Origin of the sequence: Chloracidobacterium sp. (assembly GCA_016720705.1) — a bacterium.
In the GTDB taxonomy this organism is placed as follows: domain Bacteria; phylum Acidobacteriota; class Blastocatellia; order Pyrinomonadales; family Pyrinomonadaceae; genus OLB17.
In genome coordinates this window covers 1,607,722-1,628,803 of the sequence record JADKKB010000007.1, presented here as the reverse complement: position 1 = coordinate 1,628,803, position 21,082 = coordinate 1,607,722, and the positions used below count along the sequence as shown (strand labels likewise).

The 21,082-nt window shown below is 51.5% G+C and carries 18 protein-coding genes; 8 read left to right on the top strand and 10 right to left on the bottom strand.

The window, feature by feature from the left end:
* The first annotated feature begins 34 nt into the window (after positions 1 to 34).
* Positions 35 to 2,890, top strand: coding sequence for a VCBS repeat-containing protein (locus tag IPQ00_14450; GenBank protein ID MBL0241763.1), 2,856 nt, complete (start codon positions 35 to 37; stop codon positions 2,888 to 2,890).
* A 56-nt stretch (positions 2,891 to 2,946) separates the two neighbouring features.
* Here the strand turns inward: IPQ00_14450 and IPQ00_14445 are convergent, their stop codons facing one another.
* The 5 genes from IPQ00_14445 to mqnC form a co-directional block, all read right to left on the bottom strand.
* Positions 2,947 to 3,804, bottom strand: coding sequence for a fatty acid desaturase (locus IPQ00_14445; GenBank protein MBL0241762.1), 858 nt, complete (start codon positions 3,802 to 3,804; stop codon positions 2,947 to 2,949).
* An 83-nt stretch (positions 3,805 to 3,887) separates the two neighbouring features.
* Positions 3,888 to 4,346: an SRPBCC family protein gene (locus IPQ00_14440; GenBank protein MBL0241761.1), complete on the bottom strand. Its 459-nt coding sequence runs from the start codon at positions 4,344 to 4,346 to the stop codon at positions 3,888 to 3,890.
* A 5-nt stretch (positions 4,347 to 4,351) separates the two neighbouring features.
* Positions 4,352 to 4,687 (bottom strand): hypothetical protein, encoded by a 336-nt coding sequence (locus IPQ00_14435; GenBank protein ID MBL0241760.1) that lies wholly within the window; start codon positions 4,685 to 4,687, stop codon positions 4,352 to 4,354.
* A 257-nt stretch (positions 4,688 to 4,944) separates the two neighbouring features.
* Positions 4,945 to 5,829, bottom strand: a complete 885-nt coding sequence (arsM, locus tag IPQ00_14430; protein MBL0241759.1) for an arsenite methyltransferase — start codon at positions 5,827 to 5,829, stop codon at positions 4,945 to 4,947.
* 234 nt (positions 5,830 to 6,063) lie between these two features.
* Positions 6,064 to 7,209: a dehypoxanthine futalosine cyclase gene (mqnC, locus tag IPQ00_14425; GenBank protein ID MBL0241758.1), complete on the bottom strand. Its 1,146-nt coding sequence runs from the start codon at positions 7,207 to 7,209 to the stop codon at positions 6,064 to 6,066.
* An 89-nt stretch (positions 7,210 to 7,298) separates the two neighbouring features.
* On the opposite strand from mqnC, the gene IPQ00_14420 reads away from it, so the two are divergent.
* The gene (locus IPQ00_14420; GenBank protein MBL0241757.1) at positions 7,299 to 7,838 is read left to right on the top strand and encodes a DUF1905 domain-containing protein; all 540 of its coding nucleotides are present in this window, start codon (positions 7,299 to 7,301) and stop codon (positions 7,836 to 7,838) included.
* A 39-nt stretch (positions 7,839 to 7,877) separates the two neighbouring features.
* On the opposite strand, the gene IPQ00_14415 is transcribed toward IPQ00_14420, so the two are convergent.
* Positions 7,878 to 8,672, bottom strand: coding sequence for a menaquinone biosynthesis protein (locus IPQ00_14415; GenBank protein MBL0241756.1), 795 nt, complete (start codon positions 8,670 to 8,672; stop codon positions 7,878 to 7,880).
* A 128-nt stretch (positions 8,673 to 8,800) separates the two neighbouring features.
* On the opposite strand from IPQ00_14415, the gene IPQ00_14410 reads away from it, so the two are divergent.
* The 4 genes from IPQ00_14410 to IPQ00_14395 are packed head-to-tail and all read left to right on the top strand — an operon-like array spanning position 8,801 to position 11,064.
* Positions 8,801 to 9,511: a hypothetical protein gene (locus tag IPQ00_14410; GenBank protein MBL0241755.1), complete on the top strand. Its 711-nt coding sequence runs from the start codon at positions 8,801 to 8,803 to the stop codon at positions 9,509 to 9,511.
* Positions 9,511 to 10,146 (top strand): cyclase family protein, encoded by a 636-nt coding sequence (locus IPQ00_14405; GenBank protein MBL0241754.1) that lies wholly within the window; start codon positions 9,511 to 9,513, stop codon positions 10,144 to 10,146. The genes IPQ00_14410 and IPQ00_14405 overlap by 1 nt, the downstream gene beginning before the upstream one ends.
* A 1-nt stretch (position 10,147) precedes the next feature.
* Positions 10,148 to 10,657 (top strand): molybdopterin-dependent oxidoreductase, encoded by a 510-nt coding sequence (locus IPQ00_14400; GenBank protein ID MBL0241753.1) that lies wholly within the window; start codon positions 10,148 to 10,150, stop codon positions 10,655 to 10,657.
* 5 nt (positions 10,658 to 10,662) lie between these two features.
* Positions 10,663 to 11,064, top strand: a complete 402-nt coding sequence (locus IPQ00_14395) for an MGMT family protein (protein MBL0241752.1) — start codon at positions 10,663 to 10,665, stop codon at positions 11,062 to 11,064.
* A 40-nt stretch (positions 11,065 to 11,104) separates the two neighbouring features.
* On the opposite strand, the gene IPQ00_14390 is transcribed toward IPQ00_14395, so the two are convergent.
* Positions 11,105 to 11,956 carry an NAD(+)/NADH kinase gene (locus IPQ00_14390; GenBank protein ID MBL0241751.1) on the bottom strand — a complete coding sequence of 284 codons (852 nt, stop codon included), beginning with the start codon at positions 11,954 to 11,956 and terminating at the stop codon, positions 11,105 to 11,107.
* Between the two features lie 190 nt (positions 11,957 to 12,146).
* Between IPQ00_14390 and IPQ00_14385 the strand changes: the two genes are divergently transcribed.
* A complete protein-coding gene (locus tag IPQ00_14385) occupies positions 12,147 to 14,135 on the top strand; it encodes a peptidyl-prolyl cis-trans isomerase (protein ID MBL0241750.1) in 1,989 nt (662 codons plus the stop codon).
* Between the two features lie 647 nt (positions 14,136 to 14,782).
* Here IPQ00_14385 and IPQ00_14380 read toward each other — a convergent pair.
* Positions 14,783 to 16,612 (bottom strand): amino acid permease, encoded by a 1,830-nt coding sequence (locus IPQ00_14380; GenBank protein MBL0241749.1) that lies wholly within the window; start codon positions 16,610 to 16,612, stop codon positions 14,783 to 14,785.
* A 27-nt stretch (positions 16,613 to 16,639) separates the two neighbouring features.
* The gene (locus IPQ00_14375) at positions 16,640 to 18,190 is read right to left on the bottom strand and encodes an amino acid permease (GenBank protein ID MBL0241748.1); all 1,551 of its coding nucleotides are present in this window, start codon (positions 18,188 to 18,190) and stop codon (positions 16,640 to 16,642) included.
* 184 nt (positions 18,191 to 18,374) lie between these two features.
* Here IPQ00_14375 and IPQ00_14370 point away from each other — a divergent pair, with 184 nt between their 5' ends.
* On the top strand, positions 18,375 to 19,826 hold the full coding sequence (locus tag IPQ00_14370; protein MBL0241747.1) for an amino acid decarboxylase: 1,452 nt from the start codon (positions 18,375 to 18,377) through the stop codon (positions 19,824 to 19,826).
* A gap of 46 nt (positions 19,827 to 19,872) precedes the next feature.
* On the opposite strand, the gene IPQ00_14365 is transcribed toward IPQ00_14370, so the two are convergent.
* Positions 19,873 to 20,847, bottom strand: coding sequence for a VWA domain-containing protein (locus tag IPQ00_14365; GenBank protein ID MBL0241746.1), 975 nt, complete (start codon positions 20,845 to 20,847; stop codon positions 19,873 to 19,875).
* Between the last annotated feature and the right edge of the window lie 235 nt (positions 20,848 to 21,082).

Sequence of the window (21,082 nt, the reverse complement as noted above, 5' to 3'; positions counted from 1 at the left end):
ATGTTGGGCAAGGAATACGGAAAGGAGCAAGTTTATGAAGAAAACATTTCAAGCGACGTTGGTCTCGATAGTCACTTTTTTTATTTTGCAAGCTGGAGCTGCTTGGGGTGCGACTCTGACTGTTAATGACAGCTCGGCAGGTGTCACATGCAATCAGTCGTTGAGCCTGTCCGAGGCATCTCGGTTTGCAGGAGATGGTTCGTCGCTGCGAAATCTGACCGACGGCGAAAAAAACCAGATCTCGGGTGTCACGTGGTTAGCATTTCCGCCTGACCCTAACTGTTCGGGGGCCATTTGGCGGGCGGCAGTAGGCGGCGGTGTAGGTAGATTCGTGGCGGACTTCATTTTTTTCTCCAACGCCGTAAATCAGATCAACGATTATGTACTGCTCGATCGCGATGATTGGATATCGGGAATGAAGCCTAACAGCACCAAGGTAATACTCGATGGTACAGGAGTAGGAAACATCGATGGAATCACATTTTTGTCGTTCAACGATAATTTAAGCGTGACAACAAATGCTAAGGTCAGCAACCTTGTCATAAGGAACTTTCAGCGAAACGGTATCTCAGCAGGCTATGCTCGAGGCTCGGTTTTTGAAGGATTGGAGATCTACAACAATGGTATGAGCGGAATTAGCTTTCCGGGGAACTCCGAAGCCAATCCGCGAACAATACGAATAGGCGGCACACAAGCTAACCAGAGAAATTATATCTACACAAACGGACTCGACGGCATTAGGATCATTGCAAGTCCAATCGGTGACCGGGTGGCACTTCAGGGTATAGATATCCTCAATAATTTCATTGGAACGAGCAATGGAACATCCGACGATGGAAACCAAGGAAACGGAATATATCTCGAAAATGCGTTTGGCGTGATCGTGGGCGATCCGACGGGTGCGACCCGCAACGTGATCAGCGGCAATAATAACGACGGTATCAAGATTGTCGGTCAGCAGTCTTATTCGAACGAAGTCATCGGCAATTTTATCGGCACTGATTCTTCAGGCGGAACAGCCGTCGGAAACTCGGCGAGCGGGATCGCTCTGCTTTCGGGTGCGGGATCAGAAGTCAACTTTGTGTCCAAGACCCCGAATCTGATCGGAAAGCCGGGGCTTGGCAATGTCATCAGCGCCAATAGTTTTGGTATTTTTATTGCGGACAATAACACGTCGAACAATTGGGTTCAGGCTAATAAGATCGGTACCAATCTTGGTGGAAATAGTGACATCGGAAATGGTGCAGACGGAGTGATCCTTGGAGGCGGCACGTTTGACAACAAGATCGGCGGATCAGGTGCGAACGAAGGCAATCAGATCTCATTTAATCGCGCAGGGATCAACGCCGAAGGCGGAATCAGGAATCGCTTCCAGCGAAATCAGCTATTTGGCAATGATAATCTTGGCATCGACCTCGGAACTGCTGGCGTAACTCAAAACGATACCGGCGATCCGGATACCGGAGCCAATAACTTGCAGAATTTTCCGGTTATCACATACGTATATGCGACCAGTTCGACGGTCAGGATTCAGGGCACTCTCAACAGTATTGCCAGCAAACCGTTCACGGTCGAGTTATTTGGTAACACATCGGTCGATACGACAGGTTATGGCGAGGGGCGAAATTATCTCGGTGCTACGACCGTAAATACGAACGCCACAGGAAATGGTACGTTCGATGTGACATTCAACGTACCGATCGCGACGGTCGGGCAATATGTCAGCGCAACGGCGACGGATGAAACGAATAATACGTCCGAATTTTCCCCCGCTAGAAACATATGTGCTGATACGGTTCTGAGTCCGTTCGGACTTTTAGCCGAACCCAGTTCCTTTACCGGCACGTTCACCGTTACTCGATCAACAGGCTGCAGCAGTGCCACGCCGAGCAGTAATGTTCCGTGGATCACGGTCAATAGCTTTCTTGCCGGAACGGTAAACTACACGATTGCACCAAACGCCGGGCCGCAGCGAAACGGTTCAATAATTGTTCAATACAATAACGGTTCGTTCTTGACCTTTGTTAGCTTTAACGTCACGCAGGTGGTCGGAGTCGCCCGTGCTCCATTTGATTTCGATGGTGATGGGAAGACGGACGTTTCAATATTCAGACCTTCGAACGGTCAATGGTGGTATCTGAGAAGCAGCGATGGGCAAAACAGAGCGTTCCAGTTCGGCGATTCCACGGATAAACTTACACCTGCTGATTATACAGGCGATGGAAAGACAGATATTGGATATTGGAAGCCTTCAACCGGAGAATGGTATGTTTTGAGGTCGGAAAATTTCACGTACTATGCATTTCCATTTGGAAATAGTAGCGACGTGCCGGTTCCCGGCGACTATGACGGCGACAATATAACCGATGCCGCTGTTTTCAGGCCATCGACCGCGACATGGTACATAAGTCGTTCAACCGGCGGTTCGACAGCACAAGCTTTTGGAGCGTCGACAGACATACCCGTACGTGGAGACTATGACGGCGACGGTAAATCAGATATAGCGATCTTCCGTCCTTCAAATGGTCAATGGTGGATATTACAATCTTCAAATGGATTATCCACCGCCGCTACTTTTGGAACCGCGACGGATAAACTCGTACCCGGCGACTACACGGGCGATGGAAAAACTGACATCGCATTCTGGCGGCCTTCTACCGGAGAATGGTACGTACTTCGAAGCGAGGATCAGTCATACTACGCCGTGCCTTTCGGCCTAAGCAGTGATCTTCCGGTTACCGGAGATTATGACGGTGACGGCAAATGGGATCCAGCGGTATTTCGACCCAGCACCAACACCTGGTACTTACAACGCACGACCGCTGGAATCATGGTTCAGGGATTCGGTGCGGCAGGCGACAAGCCTGTGCCAGCGGCGTATCTTCCTTGACGAGTCGCTATACTCATCGACCCTTGTGGCGGAAACCTCTCGTTTCCGCCACTTTTTTATGCCGCTCGTTTCAATTCCAACTTGTCAGCACCGACATCGGCGAGCTTGACGTTGGTCGCAAGGCCAAGTTTCTCGAGAATACGGATTGTGATCCAGTTCATATCGAACTGATACCACTTGAGTCCGTGTCTAGCCGATGTTGGAAATGCGTGATGATTGTTGTGCCAACCCTCCCCAAATGTGAGTATGGCGACAAACCAATTGTTGGTCGAGAGGTCGCCGGTCTCGTGCGGACGACCGCCGTATATGTGCGCGAGCGAATTGACGAACCACGTCGTATGCCATCCGACGACAACCCGCAGAAAGACGCCCCAGACGACCATCGACCAACCGCCGACCGCAAAAAGAATAAATCCAGAAACGATGATCGGAATATAGAAGAATCTCGAGATCAATACGTGGCCACGATCCTTTAACAGATCGGGAACGTATTTTTTCATCGTCGCTTCGTCGTGATCTTGGGCCGTTCCCCATACTACCCAACCGATCTGTGCCCACCAAAATCCGGGCCGGATCGAATGCGGATCTTTGTCGGTGTCTGTAAAAGCGTGGTGCATACGGTGTGTCGCGATCCATTTGTCGGGCGGATCCTGCATCGACATAGTCGCAAAAATGCTGGTCACATACTCGATCCATTTGGGAGCCTTAAAGCCGCGGTGCGTCAGCAAACGATGCCAACCCAATCCGACGCCGATACTGCCGACGATCCAATTACCGATCATCATCGCTGCAAAGTTAGGCCAACTGAGCGTAAAAAACGCGGGTATAGCAAGCAGGTGAAACGAAACCACCATTAGGATATTTTTCCAGTTTGGCCCCATTTGTGGCTTTTCAAATTCGACAACGTTTTGCATTTAGTAAAGTAAGAAGACGCTAGATTAGTAAAGATACAGCGTAACAGGTTAGCTTATTTCGGTTTGTAATAATTGGGTAAAAGTTAGCCTTTCGTTCTTTCGGCGAGAGCCTTGAGGCGAGCGTTTCGTCCGGAAACGAGGTTGCGAAGGTGCCGCTCGAGCAGCAATTTGTCGACGATCCGGCCCAGAATACCGAATGGCGATGTCCAGCCTAAGGTATCCCGCATCAGCGTGCCACCGTCGCGCGACTCAAACTCGTGAACGTGTTTGAACGACTTGAATGTGCCCTTGGTCATCTCATCCACGAAAAGACGTGGCCGTTCAAACTCAGTAACCGTGACAGTTAACCGCTGCCGCATTCCGAAATGCGTGCCTTCGAACGTCACCGTTTGCCCCAGTCCGATCATCCCTTCTGTGACGCCATCGACCGCTTCTTCGTTGGTCTTAGCTGTTGTTTCGGTATGAATGCGAATGTCCCGCATCAGATCAAAGCAGATCTCTGCCGATGCTTGGATCTGTGTTTCGATGAGTATCTCTGGCATATTTTCTAGTAGTTTAAGCGTACAAACTCCGCCACGCCGAGGCCGATCAGTCCGGCGATGATCTCCAGGATCAAACCCGCGACGGTACAAACCGAAACCGCTATCAATAAGGAAACAAATGGGCCAAACTGTTTACCAATAAATTTGCCGGTCAGAAATAAGGCCCCGATCGACATTAACAGCGATGCAACAGCGGCGAGAACTACGTAAACGGCCAAGCCCCACGTCGCATCGCTCTCGCTGTAACCATTCATAGCCATCAACATCGTGAATAGGATCACGATGTCGGCGACGGCGGCTGCCAGAAATGTGCAAATAATCGCGGCAATCTTATAGCTCATTTGTAATTACCAGTGGCAGACTCATCAACGTAATACCGAGTGAGTTCAGTTTCGAACACGAATCCACGACTCTCCGCAGTGGCTTGCGATCTGCGTTCCGACTAACGGCGAATCGACGGTAAAAACAAGATCCGGATCGGGCAAACTCTCGTGCCGGCATCGAGCTTAGCCCCAACACGGTTCATCGTACCACGCCGTTCAATAAAAAATGGCCGCATTTTCAGCGGCCATTCGGCTATTGTTTAAGTGATCGATATTTATTCCACTTTTGCCTTAGCGGCAAATATTTTGACGCTGGCTGCATAGTCGTTGACGTTGTATCGGCGAAGCAGAGAAAGGAGTTCGTCATCATCGCTCTTATCGCGGGTCAAACTCACTTTCGGCTCACAGCAACTCGTCGCCGTTGCATCTGCCGGACCGCAGCACGTCGATGTATTTTCCGCCTTGGCATAGGCATTGAGGTCGGCGCCCGAGTCGATGATCTCGACGTGTGTGAGGCCTGCGTCCTGAAGGCCCTGTTTGTACTCCTCGATCGTGATCGCTCCGGCGATACATCCGACGTACGCGAGCACGTTACTGCTGAGTTCGGCCGGCAACGCCTGCTTGAGCACGATATCGCTTACCGCGAGGCCGCCGCCGGGTTTTAGGACGCGTGCTATCTCACGAAAAACGGCCGATTTATCGGGTGCGAGATTTATAACGCAGTTGCTGACAACAATATCGGCAGACTCATCCGCTAGCGGCAGATTGTCGATCGTCGCAAGGTGAAATTCGACATTGTCATAGCCCTTGCCGTCATTGGCCCGAGCGGCGTTTTTCCGAGCAAGATCGATCATCTCGGGTGTCATATCGATGCCGATGGCTTTGCCGGTCGGACCGACCTTTTTTGCCGCGAGAAATACGTCAAGCCCGCCGCCGCTGCCGAGATCGACCAGCACCTGGCCCGGTTTGAGGTTGGCCGTCGCCGTCGGGTTGCCGCACGACAAACCCATATTCGCCTCCGCCGGTATAGAAGCCAATTCCTCGGCCGTGTATCCAAAAGCCTCGGCAACCGCCTTGACCCCGGACTGCTCGGTCGATAAATTGCTCACCGCGATCGACCCGTATCTACTCTTTACTGCCGCTGTTATATTCTCTGACATTCTATTTACCTCTCGTGTACCTATAAATTATTGAGCCATCCTCACAACATTTACGTCTAGCCATAAATGATAATTCAAACGTACACCCGCAAGAGCTACAATGTCAAGCATTAATTACGGGAATACATAATTGTTAGTCCTGCTCCGGCCCGACGGCTTTTAAGGCTAGGATCGCTTGATAGAATTCTCGTAATTTTCCTTTACCGTGGGTCACATTAGTAACTACAATTGCCGTCAATCCGCGAACGCCACGCTTAGCTGTTGGAGCGGTATTGATTCGCGGGTGTCGAGGCTGTCGATGCCGTCGCGATCGACGTAGTTGTAGAGAATGTCTCGCTGCTGGGGGACGTAACCGGCTTCGCTGATCTGGTAACGGAGTTCGCGTTCACTGGCCTCATTGTGGGCTCCGGCGGCAGAGACGACGTTTTCCTCGATCATTATCGAGCCCATATCGTCGGCGCCGAATCGCAGTGCGGTCTGGCCGATCTTGAGGCCCTGGGTCAGCCACGATGCCTGGATATGCTGGACATTGTCGAGGAACAGACGCCCGACAGCGAGCATTTTGAGGTAATCTATGCCGGTTGGTTCCTCGGTGATCTTGCGCCCGAGGGCCGTGTTCTCACGTTGGAATGTCCAAGAGATAAAGGCCGTAAAGCCGCCCGTCTTGTCCTGCAGATCGCGGATCTTTTGCAGGTGGTTGACGCGGTGTTCGATCTTATCGCCGATACCGAACATCATCGTCGCGGTCGTTCGCAATCCGACACTGTGAGCCGCCTCCATCACATCGAGCCACTCCTGCGACGTGCATTTTGTCGAAACGCGTCGGCGAACCTCGTCATCGAGTATCTCGCCGCCGCCGCCGGGCATCGAGTTCAAACCGGCGTCCTTAAGACGCTGCATTATCGTTTTGTAATCGAGCTTTGAGATCAATGAGATGTTATGGATCTCGGGCGGCGAGAAGCAATGAAGCTGGAACGTCGGGTATTTGGCGTGCAGCGTTGAGAGCAACTCCTCGTACCACTCGATATTAAAATCAGGGTGCAGTCCGCCCTGCATCAGCACGCCCGTGCCGCCGAGGTCTATCGTTTCGTCAATTCGTGAGCAGATCTCGTCCATCGTATGGACGTAGGTTTCGGGCTTGCCCGGCCTTCGATAAAAGGCACAGAACGTACATACCACATTACAAACGTTGGTATAATTGATGTTACGATCGATGATGTACGTTACGACGTCGCCGGGATTTTTGCGCTGACGGATCTCGTCCGCCGCCACGCCGATGCGAGCGATCTCATTTGAAGCGAGAAGCTCTGTACAATCGTCGGCGGTCAGTCGCTCACCGTCGAGGGCTTTATCAAGTATTGGCTGAATAGATGTTTGCATTGCTTTAACTCTAAGTATAATTTTAGCAAAATTGCCCTGAGATTTAGAATTGATTAAGTAGCAACTATTCGCGAACGCTATGCTCCCGAATGTATAAGATGCCTAAACCGATCGACCATATTGAATTTGAGACGAAACTGATCCGCTCACCTCTCGAATCGGGCTGGCATTTTTTAGAAGTTTCGAAGGAGATAGTGTCGAAGTTTTGTTTTGAAGGAAAATCAAAACGCATTGTCTGTTCGATCAACGGGGCTGGTGGCTTTCAATGTGCACTTTTGCCGTCCGGCGACATCTTTTACATTATCGTCAATAAAAAGAAGCGTGACGCACTTGGGATCGTCGCGGACGATACCGTTGCCGTCGAACTCGTCCGTGATGAAAGCAAATATGGCCTGCCAATGCCCGAGGAACTGCAAGAGGTTCTGGATCAGGACACCGAGGGCGATCGCTTATTTCACGCTCTCACGGCGGGTAAGCAACGGTCGCTGCTCTACTATATCGGAAGCAAGTCGAGCGACGTTGACAAACGAATCCACTACTCATTGATCGTAATCGAGCACCTCAAACGCAATGACGGCAAGATCGTTAATCGGGAACTTGCAGAGGAACTTAAACGGCCGATTTTTTGACCGCCACCGCAAGGGTCGAGAGATAGAAGCGAATTTTACTCAAATATATCGCGACTCCGCGGAGCGTGGGATCAGGCGATGTCGGGCGGCAAGCCGAAAATAAAGGTCGAGGCCCTGCTGCATTGAATCGTCGATCGAATACGAGATATTTTCGGTTAGATAGCGTTGCATTTCGTCGCGGCTGAGTCCCGTGTCCGATGCATAATTTGCTGCAATGTCACCGATATGCCTGAGCCCTTCGTCGCGGGCGGCGGCGAGATCGATCGATATATTTTCGCGGCGGGTCATCCACATTGCAAAGACAAAGCCGAGGCCGGTGTGTTGGTGCCATAATTCGGCGAGATCGAACACCTTGAGCGGAGTGTCGCCGGCGGCGGATAGACGCAATGCCGGGTCACCGATCACGAGTGCGGCGTCTGCCTCGGCGAGCATTTGCCCGATATCAGGCACGGCATTGCTCCAGACAGGTTCAAAACCGAGAAATTCGCGGAAAATGATCTTGGTCAAGACTACCGATGTCCTCGACGACACATCAAGTGATACCGAACGCACGTCAGACAAATCTTGTCCGTTAGTAATGAGACATACACTCCGCACACGCTTACGGGCTCCGACGCAAATGTCCGGCACCATTCGAACCCCTTCGATCATTTGATATGCGATCACAGGCACAAGTGCGGCATCGACTCGGTCCTGCATCAGCAATTCTGCTGAGCGTGCGGGTGCCGTGTCCAATATGAGTTCTGCCGTGCCGCGATCCTTTCCGTAGAGAAAGGACCACACCAGCGGTGCGGTATTTGAGTAACTTGAAGCTGATATTCGGGGCGTATTCATTTTCCGGCGCGTGAACCCTTATTTATCTGATGCTCTAGATCGATCTTCCTCGCCTATTAGCGTAAATACAAAGTGCCGGACAATGCAAATGTTGTATGCACCAGACTAATACATTATTCTTGGACAATATGAGACACAAATTTTTTGTATCACTGATTTTGGCGCTATCGATGACGGCAGTTGTAAATGCTCAAAGCTCCGTTGTGGTCGTGGATCCAAGAGTTGGGGTTTCGGCATCAGACGCCGGGCGGCAGGCGACAGATAAAGTTGTGATCGAGCGCGATGCGATACCAAAACTACGGACAAAGTACGCGAGTGATGCGTGCACCGTCGAGCCCGAATTTGCGGGCGAGGCAAAGGGTTCGTTTACACGAGTCGGTGCCAAGCAAACGGTCGCGTTCTATCAGGTCTGTCAGACAGGCAACGGACTAGGCGTCGTCGCGATCGTGATCAGCGAAAATGGTGAGGTCGTCGGTATATTCGGTTCGGACAGCGGATGGACGTTTGACGTAGCCGCTCTGCGTGACATCAATCGTAACGGCTTAGATGAATTTACGCTCTCGTACGGCGGTGGTATGCATCAGGGACAAGGCGGAGTGGGCGTTGACGTGATGGAATGTGCGTCCGGTATGCCGCGAGGCCTAGGGTGGTTCAAGGCCGAAGAGTTTATGGACACCGAAGCCGTAAATGTCTGGCTGGTAACCGCGAAACCGGCAAAGACACCTCGCTTTTACAAACAAAAATATACGTTTGCCGGCGAAAATAAATGGCGTCGCGTGGGTGCCAACACCACATTTAGGCTGGCCAAGACATCCGCCAAATTTGAGGTGGTCAAATAATGAGGATCTACGATATAACAGTCACGGTAAGTTCGGAGACGCCGGTATACGCCGGTGATCCGGGCGTCGAGATCAATACGTTCAAGGCGATCGCTACCGGTTCGACGGCCAATGTCTCACAGATATCGCTTGGCGTTCATACCGCAACGCACATCGATGCTCCAAACCATTTTATTGACGGTGCAAAGCGCGTACACGAGTTGGACCCGAACAAACTCCTGGGGCCGTGCCGCGTCATCGCCATTCCGGAGGATGTCACCGGCATCGAACCTGAGCATGTTGGGGATCTGACGGGTGTCGAGCGGGTGTTGTTCAAGTCTAAAAATTCGGCTTTTTGGTCGACGCCGGAGGACGGTTTTCGGACCGATTTTGCTTACTTGACGCCCCCTACCGCTGAGTATATTGTCGAAAGTGGCATCGTCCTCGTTGGTATAGATTATCTCTCGATCGAAAAAAGTGGTTCGCCGGGTCATCCGGTACATATCACTTTACTCGAAAAGGAGATCGTCATCCTTGAAGGTGTTGACCTACGAGCAGTGCCGCCGGGGGATTACGAGTTGATCTGTGCCCCGCTAAAATACGATGGAGCAACAGGAGACGGGTCGCCGGCAAGGACTTTTTTAAGGCAACTTTGATATGAAATATACAGTTTTTATTTTTGCTTTGATCGCATTTTGTTCGTTGACCGGACTCGGCCAAGTAGCAAAGACGGTCTCCAAACCTATTACCTCAGTTACTATTGACGTTTCGGGAAAGCCGACGTTGAAAATGACGGCCTCTGATTTTGCAAAGTATCCGCGGACGGTAGTCAAAGCCATTGATCACGACGGGACCGAGGCCACATTTGAGGGTGTCGAACTACGCACGATCCTCGCCGCCGCAGGTGCAAAATTGGGCAAAGACCTGAAAGGCCCGACAATCGGTCAATATCTGATCGTTGAGGCCGCGGACGGGTATAGAGCGGTCTATTCGCTCACGGATCTCGATCCCGATTTCACTGAAAAGGTCGTGATCATTGCCGACAGTAAAAATAACAAACCGCTTGATGCCAAGAACGGACCCTGGCAGGTTATCGCGACCGTCGAGAAAAAACACGCGCGATGGGTACGGCAGGTCACCGCTCTGAAGGTTAGATTAGCCGATTAGCCCTAGTGAGTATCTATAAGAATAGCCTCTATCGCGGACGCGTATTTGCGATCGTGCGTGATATTCCGGTCGGCAAGGTAATGACTTATGGCCAGATCGCGATCATTTTGGGAAATGGCTACACGGCACGAACTGTCGGTCACGTTATGGGCGGGGCCGACAGTGAAAATGTCCCATGGCAGCGTGTCATCAATTCTCAGGGAAAATGCTCGACCGGACGTCTGACCATACCGTTGAATCTACAACAAGAATTACTCGAGGCTGAGGGTATCGTTTTTACCAACGGTGGTAAATGCGATTTGAAGACATTTCAGTGGATCGCCAAGGGCTTCGAACCGGAGGAGGACGAACACATCAGCCTGTTCGAAGTCGATCGGTCGCCGAAAACGCACAAAGCTAAGCCGTAGAAACGGTGCTGACACACTCCGTACCCATCGTGGTCCTATCTTACCGTCCCCATTTGAGCTTATCTCTTAAGACATCAAAATAATTACGATTTGCAGGCTGGACTAGATTGAATGTCGTTGAACTCTTGCGAATCACGACGCGGTCTGAGGCCTTCATCGGATAGCCGGTCTGGCCGTCGAGGCTGAGCACGACGCCTTCGTTCTCGTTGTCGAGCGTCATTTCGATCAAGGCGTCATCGGGGACGACGATCGGCCGATTGGTGAGCGTAAATGGACAGATCGGCGTCATTACAATGGCATTCATCGACGGATAAATGATCGGGCCGCCGGCGGAGAGATTGTATGCCGTTGATCCGGTCGGCGTCGCGACGATCAATCCGTCGGCTCGAAATGTGTTGACGAATAGGCCGTTGAGCTTGACGTCGATATTGATTATGCGGGCGAGTGCCGACTTATTGATAACGACGTCGTTGAGCACGCGGCCGGAAACCAACTTTTCGCCGTTTCGCCAGTGTTCAGCGGTCAGCATCTCGCGGCGGTCGATCTGATATTGACCGGCGACTATCGCCTCGAGTGCCGGAAACATCTCTTCGATACGAAAATCCGTTAAATATCCGAGGCTGCCGTAATTAATACCGAGCACGAGTACGTCCTGCCCGCCAACAAGCCTGGCTGCCGAGATCATCGTGCCGTCACCGCCGAGTACGACGATCAGATCGGCATCGAGCGTCAGATCATTTTCCGGCTTGATCTCGTCGGCCGAGATCGGTTCGCCAAGTTGAGCGATGCCACGCTGGCGAAGCCAGGACGAGAGTTCTGACGCAGTTGCTGTTGCCTCCGCGTGACTGGGTTTAACGACAATTCCGACCGACCTGATCTGTTTATTTTCCATCGAGCTATTTCGCAACTCCTCAATCATCGACGAAATAGTACTAAAGTTCAAGCATTTTAGGGCTCAAAACACTTAAATCTATTGCACTTGCGCCACTTTTACATTGGATTTTAAGGCGCTTTTTGTTAGAATTGCGGTTTATCTTTGCAGATAATCTTTTTCGAATTTTTGGGTTTGTAGGTATTAACTGATGTTAAAGTTTTTCACTCGTCTTGAGAAGACACGCAACTTCGTTATCTTGATCTTTGCCATTTTGATGGTTGCGAGTCTTGTTCTCTTTTATGCACCGACGCAAAGCGGCGTTCAGACCAACCTGGGTCGCAGCACGGAAACCGTAGCCAGTGTTTCCGGCGAAAAGATCACGGTCGGCGAACTTATACGGCAGAAAGAGAGTTACAGTCGCTTCTCGCAGGGTCGCGGGTTTCCGTCAAAAATGATCCTCGAGGGATTGATCGGCACTCGTATCGTCCGCGTTGAGGCCGAGCGTCTCGGGCTGACGGCCAGCGATGCTGAGGTCGCGGCCGAGATCCGAAGCCAGTTCAAGCCGGAAGAAGGCAAGCCGTTTGATCAAAAGATCTACGAACAGAACGTCATCGACCAGTTTGGCAGCATTACCGCATATGAAACGAGCGTCCGTGACGACATCAGCTCGAAAAAGCTCGATGCGTTCCTGACGTCCGGCGTTACCGTTTCGGAAGAAGAACTGCTCACCGACTTTCAGCGAAAGAACACGAAGTTTGACCTTTCATACGTCGCCGTCAGCTCCGCCGAGCTTGCACAGACACTCAAGCCGACCGATGAAGAGCTTAAAGCTTATTTCGAAAAGAACAAGGCAAGCTATTACATCAGCGTTCCGCAGAAAAAGATCAAATACATCTTTGTCAACACGGCCAAGATCGGCGAAAAGCTCCCGATCACTGACGCTGAGCTCCGCGCCGAGTATGACAAACTGCCGGCCGACAAAAAGATCGGAGGCGTAAACGGCCAGGAGATCGTTCTTCGCGTTGCCAAGCCTGAGTTCGAATCAAAAGTGCAGGAAAAGGCCGCTGAACTTATCACGCGTCTTAAAAAGGACGGCGATAGCGTATCAGAAGCCGTCTTTGCCGAGGTCGCTAGGGGCTTTTCGGAAGATCCAATTTCAGCTCAGTCCGGCGGTAAACTCCGCGGTCCCGTCCGCGAGAATCTCAACAAGCCCGAAGATCCGTATCAGCGTCTGATCAAGATGAAGCCCGGCGACGTGACCGAGCCCATCAGCTATCAGGGCCGTTACTTCATACTTCGCCGCGGCGAAGATGTGCCAAAATCATTTGAGGACGCCAAAAAGGAGATCGAGGTCAGCCTCCGCAACCGCAAGGCCTACGCTGTCGCCGCCGAACTTGCCCAGAAGATCGCCGATGCTCTCAAGCAGAGCAAGGACGTTCAGAAAACTGCCGCCCAGTTTGCCGGCGAGGCTAATATGAATGTTGCGGAAATGATCAAAGAGACCTCTTATATCAAACCCGGCGACGACGTTCCGAACATCGGCACATCGCCGCAGTTTGAAGAGGGTATCGCGTCACTCGAAAAAGTAGGCGATGTCGGCGAAAAAACACCGATCCAGAACGGATTTGCCATCCCGACTTTGGCCGACCGCAAAGAACCGCGAGACGCTGAATTTGACGAGGTCAAGGCCCAGATACTCGACGTTGTAAAGCTAGATCAGGCACGTACTAAGGTCGAGGAGATCGCCAAACAGATCGCTTCAGGTGCCGCGAGTGCTGACGCTCTCGCCGGTGCCGCAATCGCAAAGGGAATGAAGGCGAAAGATCAAAAAGCCTTTATCATCGGTTCACCGCTTGGCGATGGCCCGTCGGCATCGACCAGCGAGGCACTCGAAGATGCTGTTTACGCAATGAAATCCGGTGAGGTGACCAAGACTCCGATCAAGATCGGTGATAACTGGTATGTCGTCGGCGTGACCAAACGCGACGATGCCAACACCGCTGATTTCGCCAAACAGCGAAGCAGTCTGTTAGAGCAGATGTTGTCGAAAAAACGCACGGCGGTATTTTCGGACTATCTAGCGGCAACCAAGAAACGCCTGCAGGATAATGGCTCGATCGTTATCTACAAGGAAGTTCTTGCGAAGACTGATGAACCTGAGCCAGGATCGGTTCCGGCCAATATTCCGGCACAATAGCCACCCCTCGAATAAATAAACGTAGGTTCGGACTTACGCTTAAAACAAAAGCGTCGGAACACCACCGACGCTTTTGTTTTTGCACGTAGCATAGAAATTCAATGCCAGGCGCCGCACTGATAAATTTTTGTTAACAGCGAATGAAGCCATCTTGTTTCGCTAGCTACATCCTTCCAGAAAACTGTTGACCGATTGCGTTGCATTTTCGCGGCGGATAGTTCGAATCTTTACGTTGGGTTTAAGAGCCTTGCGGACGAACTTAAGAAGCAATACGTCACTGATTTCTACGCTCAGACGGACGAAGTGGGAAGAGGGATGATATCTCGACAAAGACCAACCGCTCGGATCTGGTGATCCGCAGTAAACGAACGATCCGGATCAAAACGCGGGAACCAGAGCCTGGATCCAAAATCAAGAATGAGAAGCAGTAGGCTTTTGGATGCTACAAGCTTACGGCGGCGATCATTGATCTCACTTCAGCCGATCGTCAAATCAGATCGACTAAAGTAGAGTCGCTGGAATATACGAGTCTATATGCCGCGTTACGTTTTCTCGTGCAAAATAGACATGCCACGGAGTTCGTGAAGTGCTAAGAGCGAAAGCTCTTCACTCCACGAACTCCGTGGCGTCTATCGATCCGACCCGAACTAACCCGCTACGTGCAGTTCGGCAAAGTGGGCAAAGAACCAGTAAGTGATACCGGCCCAGACCAAAAGGTTGATGACCGATGCGATCAAGCCAACCTTTTGAATGCGGTTATCTATGCCGCCACGGTTATCCTGTTTGCCATACATCAGCATCGCAACCAGAAGACCGGTTACTACCCACGCAAAAAGGCGAATACCGAGGTTGACTGGTATCGCTTCCGATTTAAGATTCATCAGGTAAGGGACCTGATATAGCGTCAACGCGATCGTGAATACGATAGCCAGGATCGCCGCGATCGGCGGTTTGGCACGAGATTCAGATTCATTGGCATCCTCATTGGTCATCGTCCGCAGATTACTGTGTGTGTAGCTGTACGCAAAGTAGATGACAAGGCCGATCGACATCCAGTCAATTAGACGGATCCAAGTGTCGAGCGGCAGGCTGTTCATCAGGTATGCAGCCGATACTACGGTAGCAACCGGAATGAACGGCGAGAGCGGCACCTTGAACGGACGATGCAGATTCGGGTTCGACGACCGCAGGATTATAATTCCCGTACCGACGATGACGAAAGCAAAGAGCGTACCGATACTGACCAGTTCGCCGAGCAAGCTGATCGGGACGATTCCAGCCAGAACAGCGACGATCACGCCGGTTATTGCGGTCGTGATATGCGGTGTCTGGTATTTCGGGTGGATCTTGGACGCCCATTTCGGCAACAGCCCGTCCTTGGACATCGAGTAGAAAACACGCGGTTGGCCCATCACCATCACGACCATTGTCGAACTCAGTCCGAGAACTGCGCCTACCTTAACGATCGTGGGGAAAACGCTCAAGATCGCCCCCATTGTGGTCCCTTGTGCGAGTTGCGCGGCTGCGTCAACAGCAACTGCGATCGGTGCGGCAGCATTGGTCAGCAACTTATAGTCGACCAGTCCAACCATAATACCTGCAACCAGAATATAAAGAACGGTACAGATCGCGAGCGAACCGAGTATGCCGATCGGCATGTCCTTTTGCGGATTCTTCGCCTCTTGGGCGGCAGTCGATACTGCGTCAAACCCGATGTAGGCAAAGAAGATGACCGCGGCTCCGGTAACAACGCCGGGGAAACCGTATGGCATAAATTCGGCACATCCGGCGGTTCCGGCGACGCATCCGACACCCAGATTGCTGGGATTGACGTAGCCGATGCCGGCGATGATAAATAGCACGACGACCAATACTTTGACCAAAACGATGATCGAGTTAAAGCTCGCCGATTCCTTGATGCCCTTGATGAGTAGCAAGGTCACCGCGACGGAGATGAGCAGTCCCGGCAGATTAATTATGCCGTGGACCGTACTTCCGTCAGCGAGCGTTATGGTCTCAAATGGCCCTTTACTTAAGGCCAGAGGGAATGGTATCCCCAATGTATCCCTAAATAAACTTACCACGTAGCCTGACCATCCGACGGCCACCGTGGCGGCTCCGAATGCGTATTCAAGGATCAGATCCCATCCGATGATCCAAGCGACAAATTCGCCCAGAGTTCCGTAACCATATGCGTAAGCAGAACCTGAGATCGGAACGCAAGCTGCAAATTCGGAATAGCAAAGTGCGGCAAACGCACTAACGATACCCGCGAGTACCATCGAGATGATGACCGCCGGGCCGGCGTGCTTACCGGCTGCCTGCCCGGTCAGAACGAAGATACCGGTACCGATAATGGCACCTACACCGAGCATTGTCAGATCGAGCGAAGTGAGCGTCTTCTTTAAGGTATGCTCACCCGTCTCTGCCGCCTCGGCAATGATCCTCGAAATTGGTTTAGTCGCAAAAAGTGACATTGAAACCTCCTAAGGTTGATTTAGATTCTATTGCTCAGCGGTGTCCGACCGTGCGGACAGCGCTCTCCAAATAAAGTAGACGGGTACGCCCGTCAGCACGATGAGCAGTCCCGGCCACGTGGCCGTCGTTTGATATAAAAACAGAACGATCAAAATTACAGATGCCCCAATGATGTACAGGGCCGGAATTATCGGGTAACCGAGTGCTTTATACGGGCGCTCGGCATCAGGTTGTTTCACGCGGAGCACAAAAACAGCCGCGATCGCTAAGATATAGAAAATTAGAGCGGCCGAGATCACATAAGTCAGTAGATCGCCGTATAGATTGCCATAGCTCACTTTGCCGTCGGCGGCACTCGTTACAGTTCGCGGCAGCACGTAGAACACGGCCCAGATCCCTTGTATGATCAAACCCCAAGCGGGGACGTGGTTATTATTCAATTCGCCTGCCGACTTAAAAAATAGACCGTCTTTTGCCATCGCGTAATATGCGCGCGGCCCGGCAAAGATCAGGCCGTTGTTGCAGCCGAAGGTCGATATCATAATGGCGACGGCCATTATCACCGCACCGGCACCGGGAAAGATGACTTCGGCAGTTGCCGATCCGACACGGTCGCTCGCCACGTTTTGAATATCCTCGAACCGTAAGGTCACGAGATACGCAAAATTTGCCAGCATATATAGCAGAATGACGCCGCCCGTTCCAAATAACAGCGATAGCGGCAAGTTTCGCTTAGGGTCTTTGACCTCGCCGGCCGTAAACGTCACGTTGTGCCAGGCATCGGCCGAAAACAATGAGTTGGTCTGTGCGACACACACGGCCACAAGCATTCCAAATGCTGTTAGTAGTGAAGTAAGCGCGGCTCCTTTGTCGCCCGCCGCGGTCGCACCGACACTCTGCAAATCGCCGCGGATCGTCCAAAGATCGCTGAAGTTGGCGGCGGCTACGTCACTGTGCCATACCAATCCGACAAACAGCCCAAGAACGATCAACGCGATAAGCGAACCGGTCTTGGCAAATGTAAATGTGTTCTGAACCAACTTGCCGAGCTTAAGGCCGCGGGTATTCATCCAAGTCAGCAGAGCGATCATTAAGATGCCGACCAACTGAGCCGTCGAGAGTGAAAATGCGTAATTAGACGAACCAATTCGGATCGGTTCGATCAAGTAGCTTGTTTCTGATATCTGCGGGATCAAGATCCCTGTAAACCGTGCAAAAGCGACAGAGACAGCGGCTATTGTAGCGGTGCCGATCACTAGAAAATGGGTCCAGCCGTACAGAAAACCCCAAAAGGGAGAGTATGCTTCCTTTAGATACACGTACATTCCGCCGGCCCGCGGCATCATTGCGGCAAGTTCGCCGTATGACAGCGCAGCACCAACTGTTAGTAATCCGGTGACCAACCAAACGACCAACAGCCAACCGGGAGATCCCACCTGTCGGGCGACGTCCGCTGAAACGATGAAAATGCCCGACCCGATCATCGAACCGGCGACGATCATTGTCGAATCTAATAGCCCCAATCCGCGTATAAATCCTTCGCTAGATTGTTCGGTTTCCGCTGGCGAAGTTGCCATAGTTTTCCTCGTTCAAAATGAAATGTCGCTTCCAACGAAGATCGGGAAGGATTTTCGAAACTACGTAAATCTTCAGTTATATAGACGTTGGCGAGATAATCGTTGGTGATATTATACTTTTATTAGATTTCCTGTCGAGTTTATTTTTGCAGTTTCCAGATCCTTATACGTTTTTCAAATTAATATGACCGTAAAACCATCAAACTTTGGCGATATGCCCGTGGACGAATTCAAAAAATACGGATACCGGATCGTCGATCAAATAGCCGAATATTTTGAAAACATCGAGCAATATCCGGTATTGTCGCAGGTCGAACCCGATTGGCTAAAGGACAATCTGCCGGCATCAGCACCGGAAACCGGCGAAGATTTCGGCGACATCCTCGACGATGTCGATAAATTGATCATGCCGGCGGTCACTCATTGGAATCACCCCAATTTTCACGGCCTTTTTTCAACATCGACCAGTTCGGTCGGAGTATTCGCCGAAATGTTTGCGGCCGCCTTTGATATGAAGGCGATGCTCTGGCGCACCTCGCCGGCATCGACGGAGCTTGAGGATGTCGTACTCGATTGGCTGCGGCAGATGATGGGACTGCCGGAGCGATTCGAGGGCATCATTTACGATACGGCGTCTGTTTCGACAATGCACGCCATCGCCGCCGCACGTGAGCGGGCCGGATTGCATATCCGCGAGCAGGGAATGAGCGGCCGCGACGATCTGCCGCTGCTGCGGGTTTACGCCAGCGAACACGTACATTCGTCGATCGATAAGGGCGTGATCACGCTCGGCCTCGGCCTTCGAAGTCTGCGAAAGATCGAGTGCAACGACCGCCTCGAGATGATCCCCGAAAAGCTCGCCCTTGCGATCGAAGAGGACATCGCAAATGGGTATCTTCCCATTTGCGTCATCCCGACGGTCGGCACGACCTCGACCTCGAGCATCGATCCGGTCTATGCGATCGCTGATATATGTGAAAAGTACGGCATTTGGCTGCACGTCGACACGGCTTATGCAGGCTCGACGGCGATCATTCCTGAAATGCAAGTGCTGTTCAAGGGTTGGGAGCGTGCCGATTCGATCGTCGTCAATCCGCACAAATGGCTGTTCACGCCCTTTGACCTCTCGGTTCTCTATTGCAAGGACCTCAGCATTCTCAAGGAGGCGTTCTCACTTGTCGCCGAGTACCTCAAAACGAGCGATGAGCAAACCGTTAAGAACGGCATGGACTACGGCATCCAGTTAGGACGGCGTTTTCGCGCTTTGAAACTCTGGTTCGTCATTCGCTATTTCGGCCGCGAGGGCCTGATCGCACGGCTGCGTGAACACTGCCGCCTCGCTCGATTATTTGCCACATGGGTCGAGAAGTCGCCGGATTTTGAGTTGATGGCACCCGTGCCGTTCGCTCTCGTCTGTTTTCGTGCAAAGATCGAAGGCCTTCCCGAAGACGGCATTGATCAGCTCAACGAGCGCATAATGAACGACATAAACGCCTCGGGCGACGCCTATCTGTCGCACACCAAACTTAATGGCCGTTTTACGCTGCGGCTATCGGTCGGCAGCATCCGCGTCGAAGAGCGGCATTTGAGGAAGGTTTGGGGTCAGTTGAATTCACAGTTGCATTTCTACCTCTAATCGAAGCAACGTCCTTTTTATGGATCCGATAGATGGCGGCGAATATTCATTTGTCTTTCTTTTTGCCGTCGGGAGTGCGCCGTTTCAGTTGGATGACATTCTTGCTTCGGACAACGGCGTCATTCCGATTAACTTTGATCGTGATATTGGTCGGCCTTCCTTCATCCGTATTTGTTGGATAAAACCCGAGAACATAGGTTTTCTTGAGTTCATCGACAATACGCTGAAAAGCTCCTTCAAAGTTGTCCGCCTCACCTGCAAAGAGTCTGCCGCCGGTGTCCGTTGCAAGTCGATTCATGAAAGCAACCTCCGGTACGGGAACTTTTAGCAATTCGTCCAACGTGGCCGTTTTGACTCCTTTGGGCATAACAACTGGCCTGGTTTGGAACCAGATCGGGTAGATAGCCGTGTCCGACTCCTTCAGCATCCTTGCCCATGTTTCGTATGGAGTATACCCACCTATCCCGCCGTCCGTTATCAGCACTATTGCCTTCCTACCCTTGATCGAAGCAAATTCCTTCTTATGGATTCGATAAATGGCGTCGATCCCCAATGAATCCGGTCCTTCCAATATAAATAGGCCATTTAGACTTTTTCTTAGGTCAGCTTTATCGGAAGTAAGTTCACACAATAGATGTACGTCAATGTCGAAGCTCATAAGGAGCCCTTTGTCGTCCGGACCAAGGGTGCTTATGAAGTCACTTGCTGCCTTTTTTAGGCTCTTGATCACTCTCCTGACGCTGCTACTTGTATCGACGACGATCGCCACGTTCAATGGCTCTTCGGTGTTGGCAAAAAACTCGATCGTTTGTTTGACGCCTTCCTGAAATACCGAAAAATCTTCCTTCTTTAGACCGGTAATATTTCGCCCGTCTTTGTCACTCACGACCACCGGGACATTCAAGAGCACCGTGTTGATCCGTATCGGAGCATCATCTGTAACTTGAGAACTTCCGGTATTGACAAGAGAAATCAATAATAAAATGAGAAGGAAATTTAACTTACGGTATTGATTTTTCATTGTTACCCCTTTCACGACAACCTAGAGTCAAACGAAATGTCCGACCCTAGGCCTTATACCACTTTACACACTGCGGTTCATTGGCACTGCCAGATTCCACTATTATTCAGGCAAACGCTCAAAGCATCCCCGTCCTCCGAGCCAGAATATAACCCGTTACAGGCCGCCGCTCGGTCACGTGCCGGGTCACAACCTTCGAGTTGCTCGATGCAATTGTTTCCATTTCCCTCGAGTC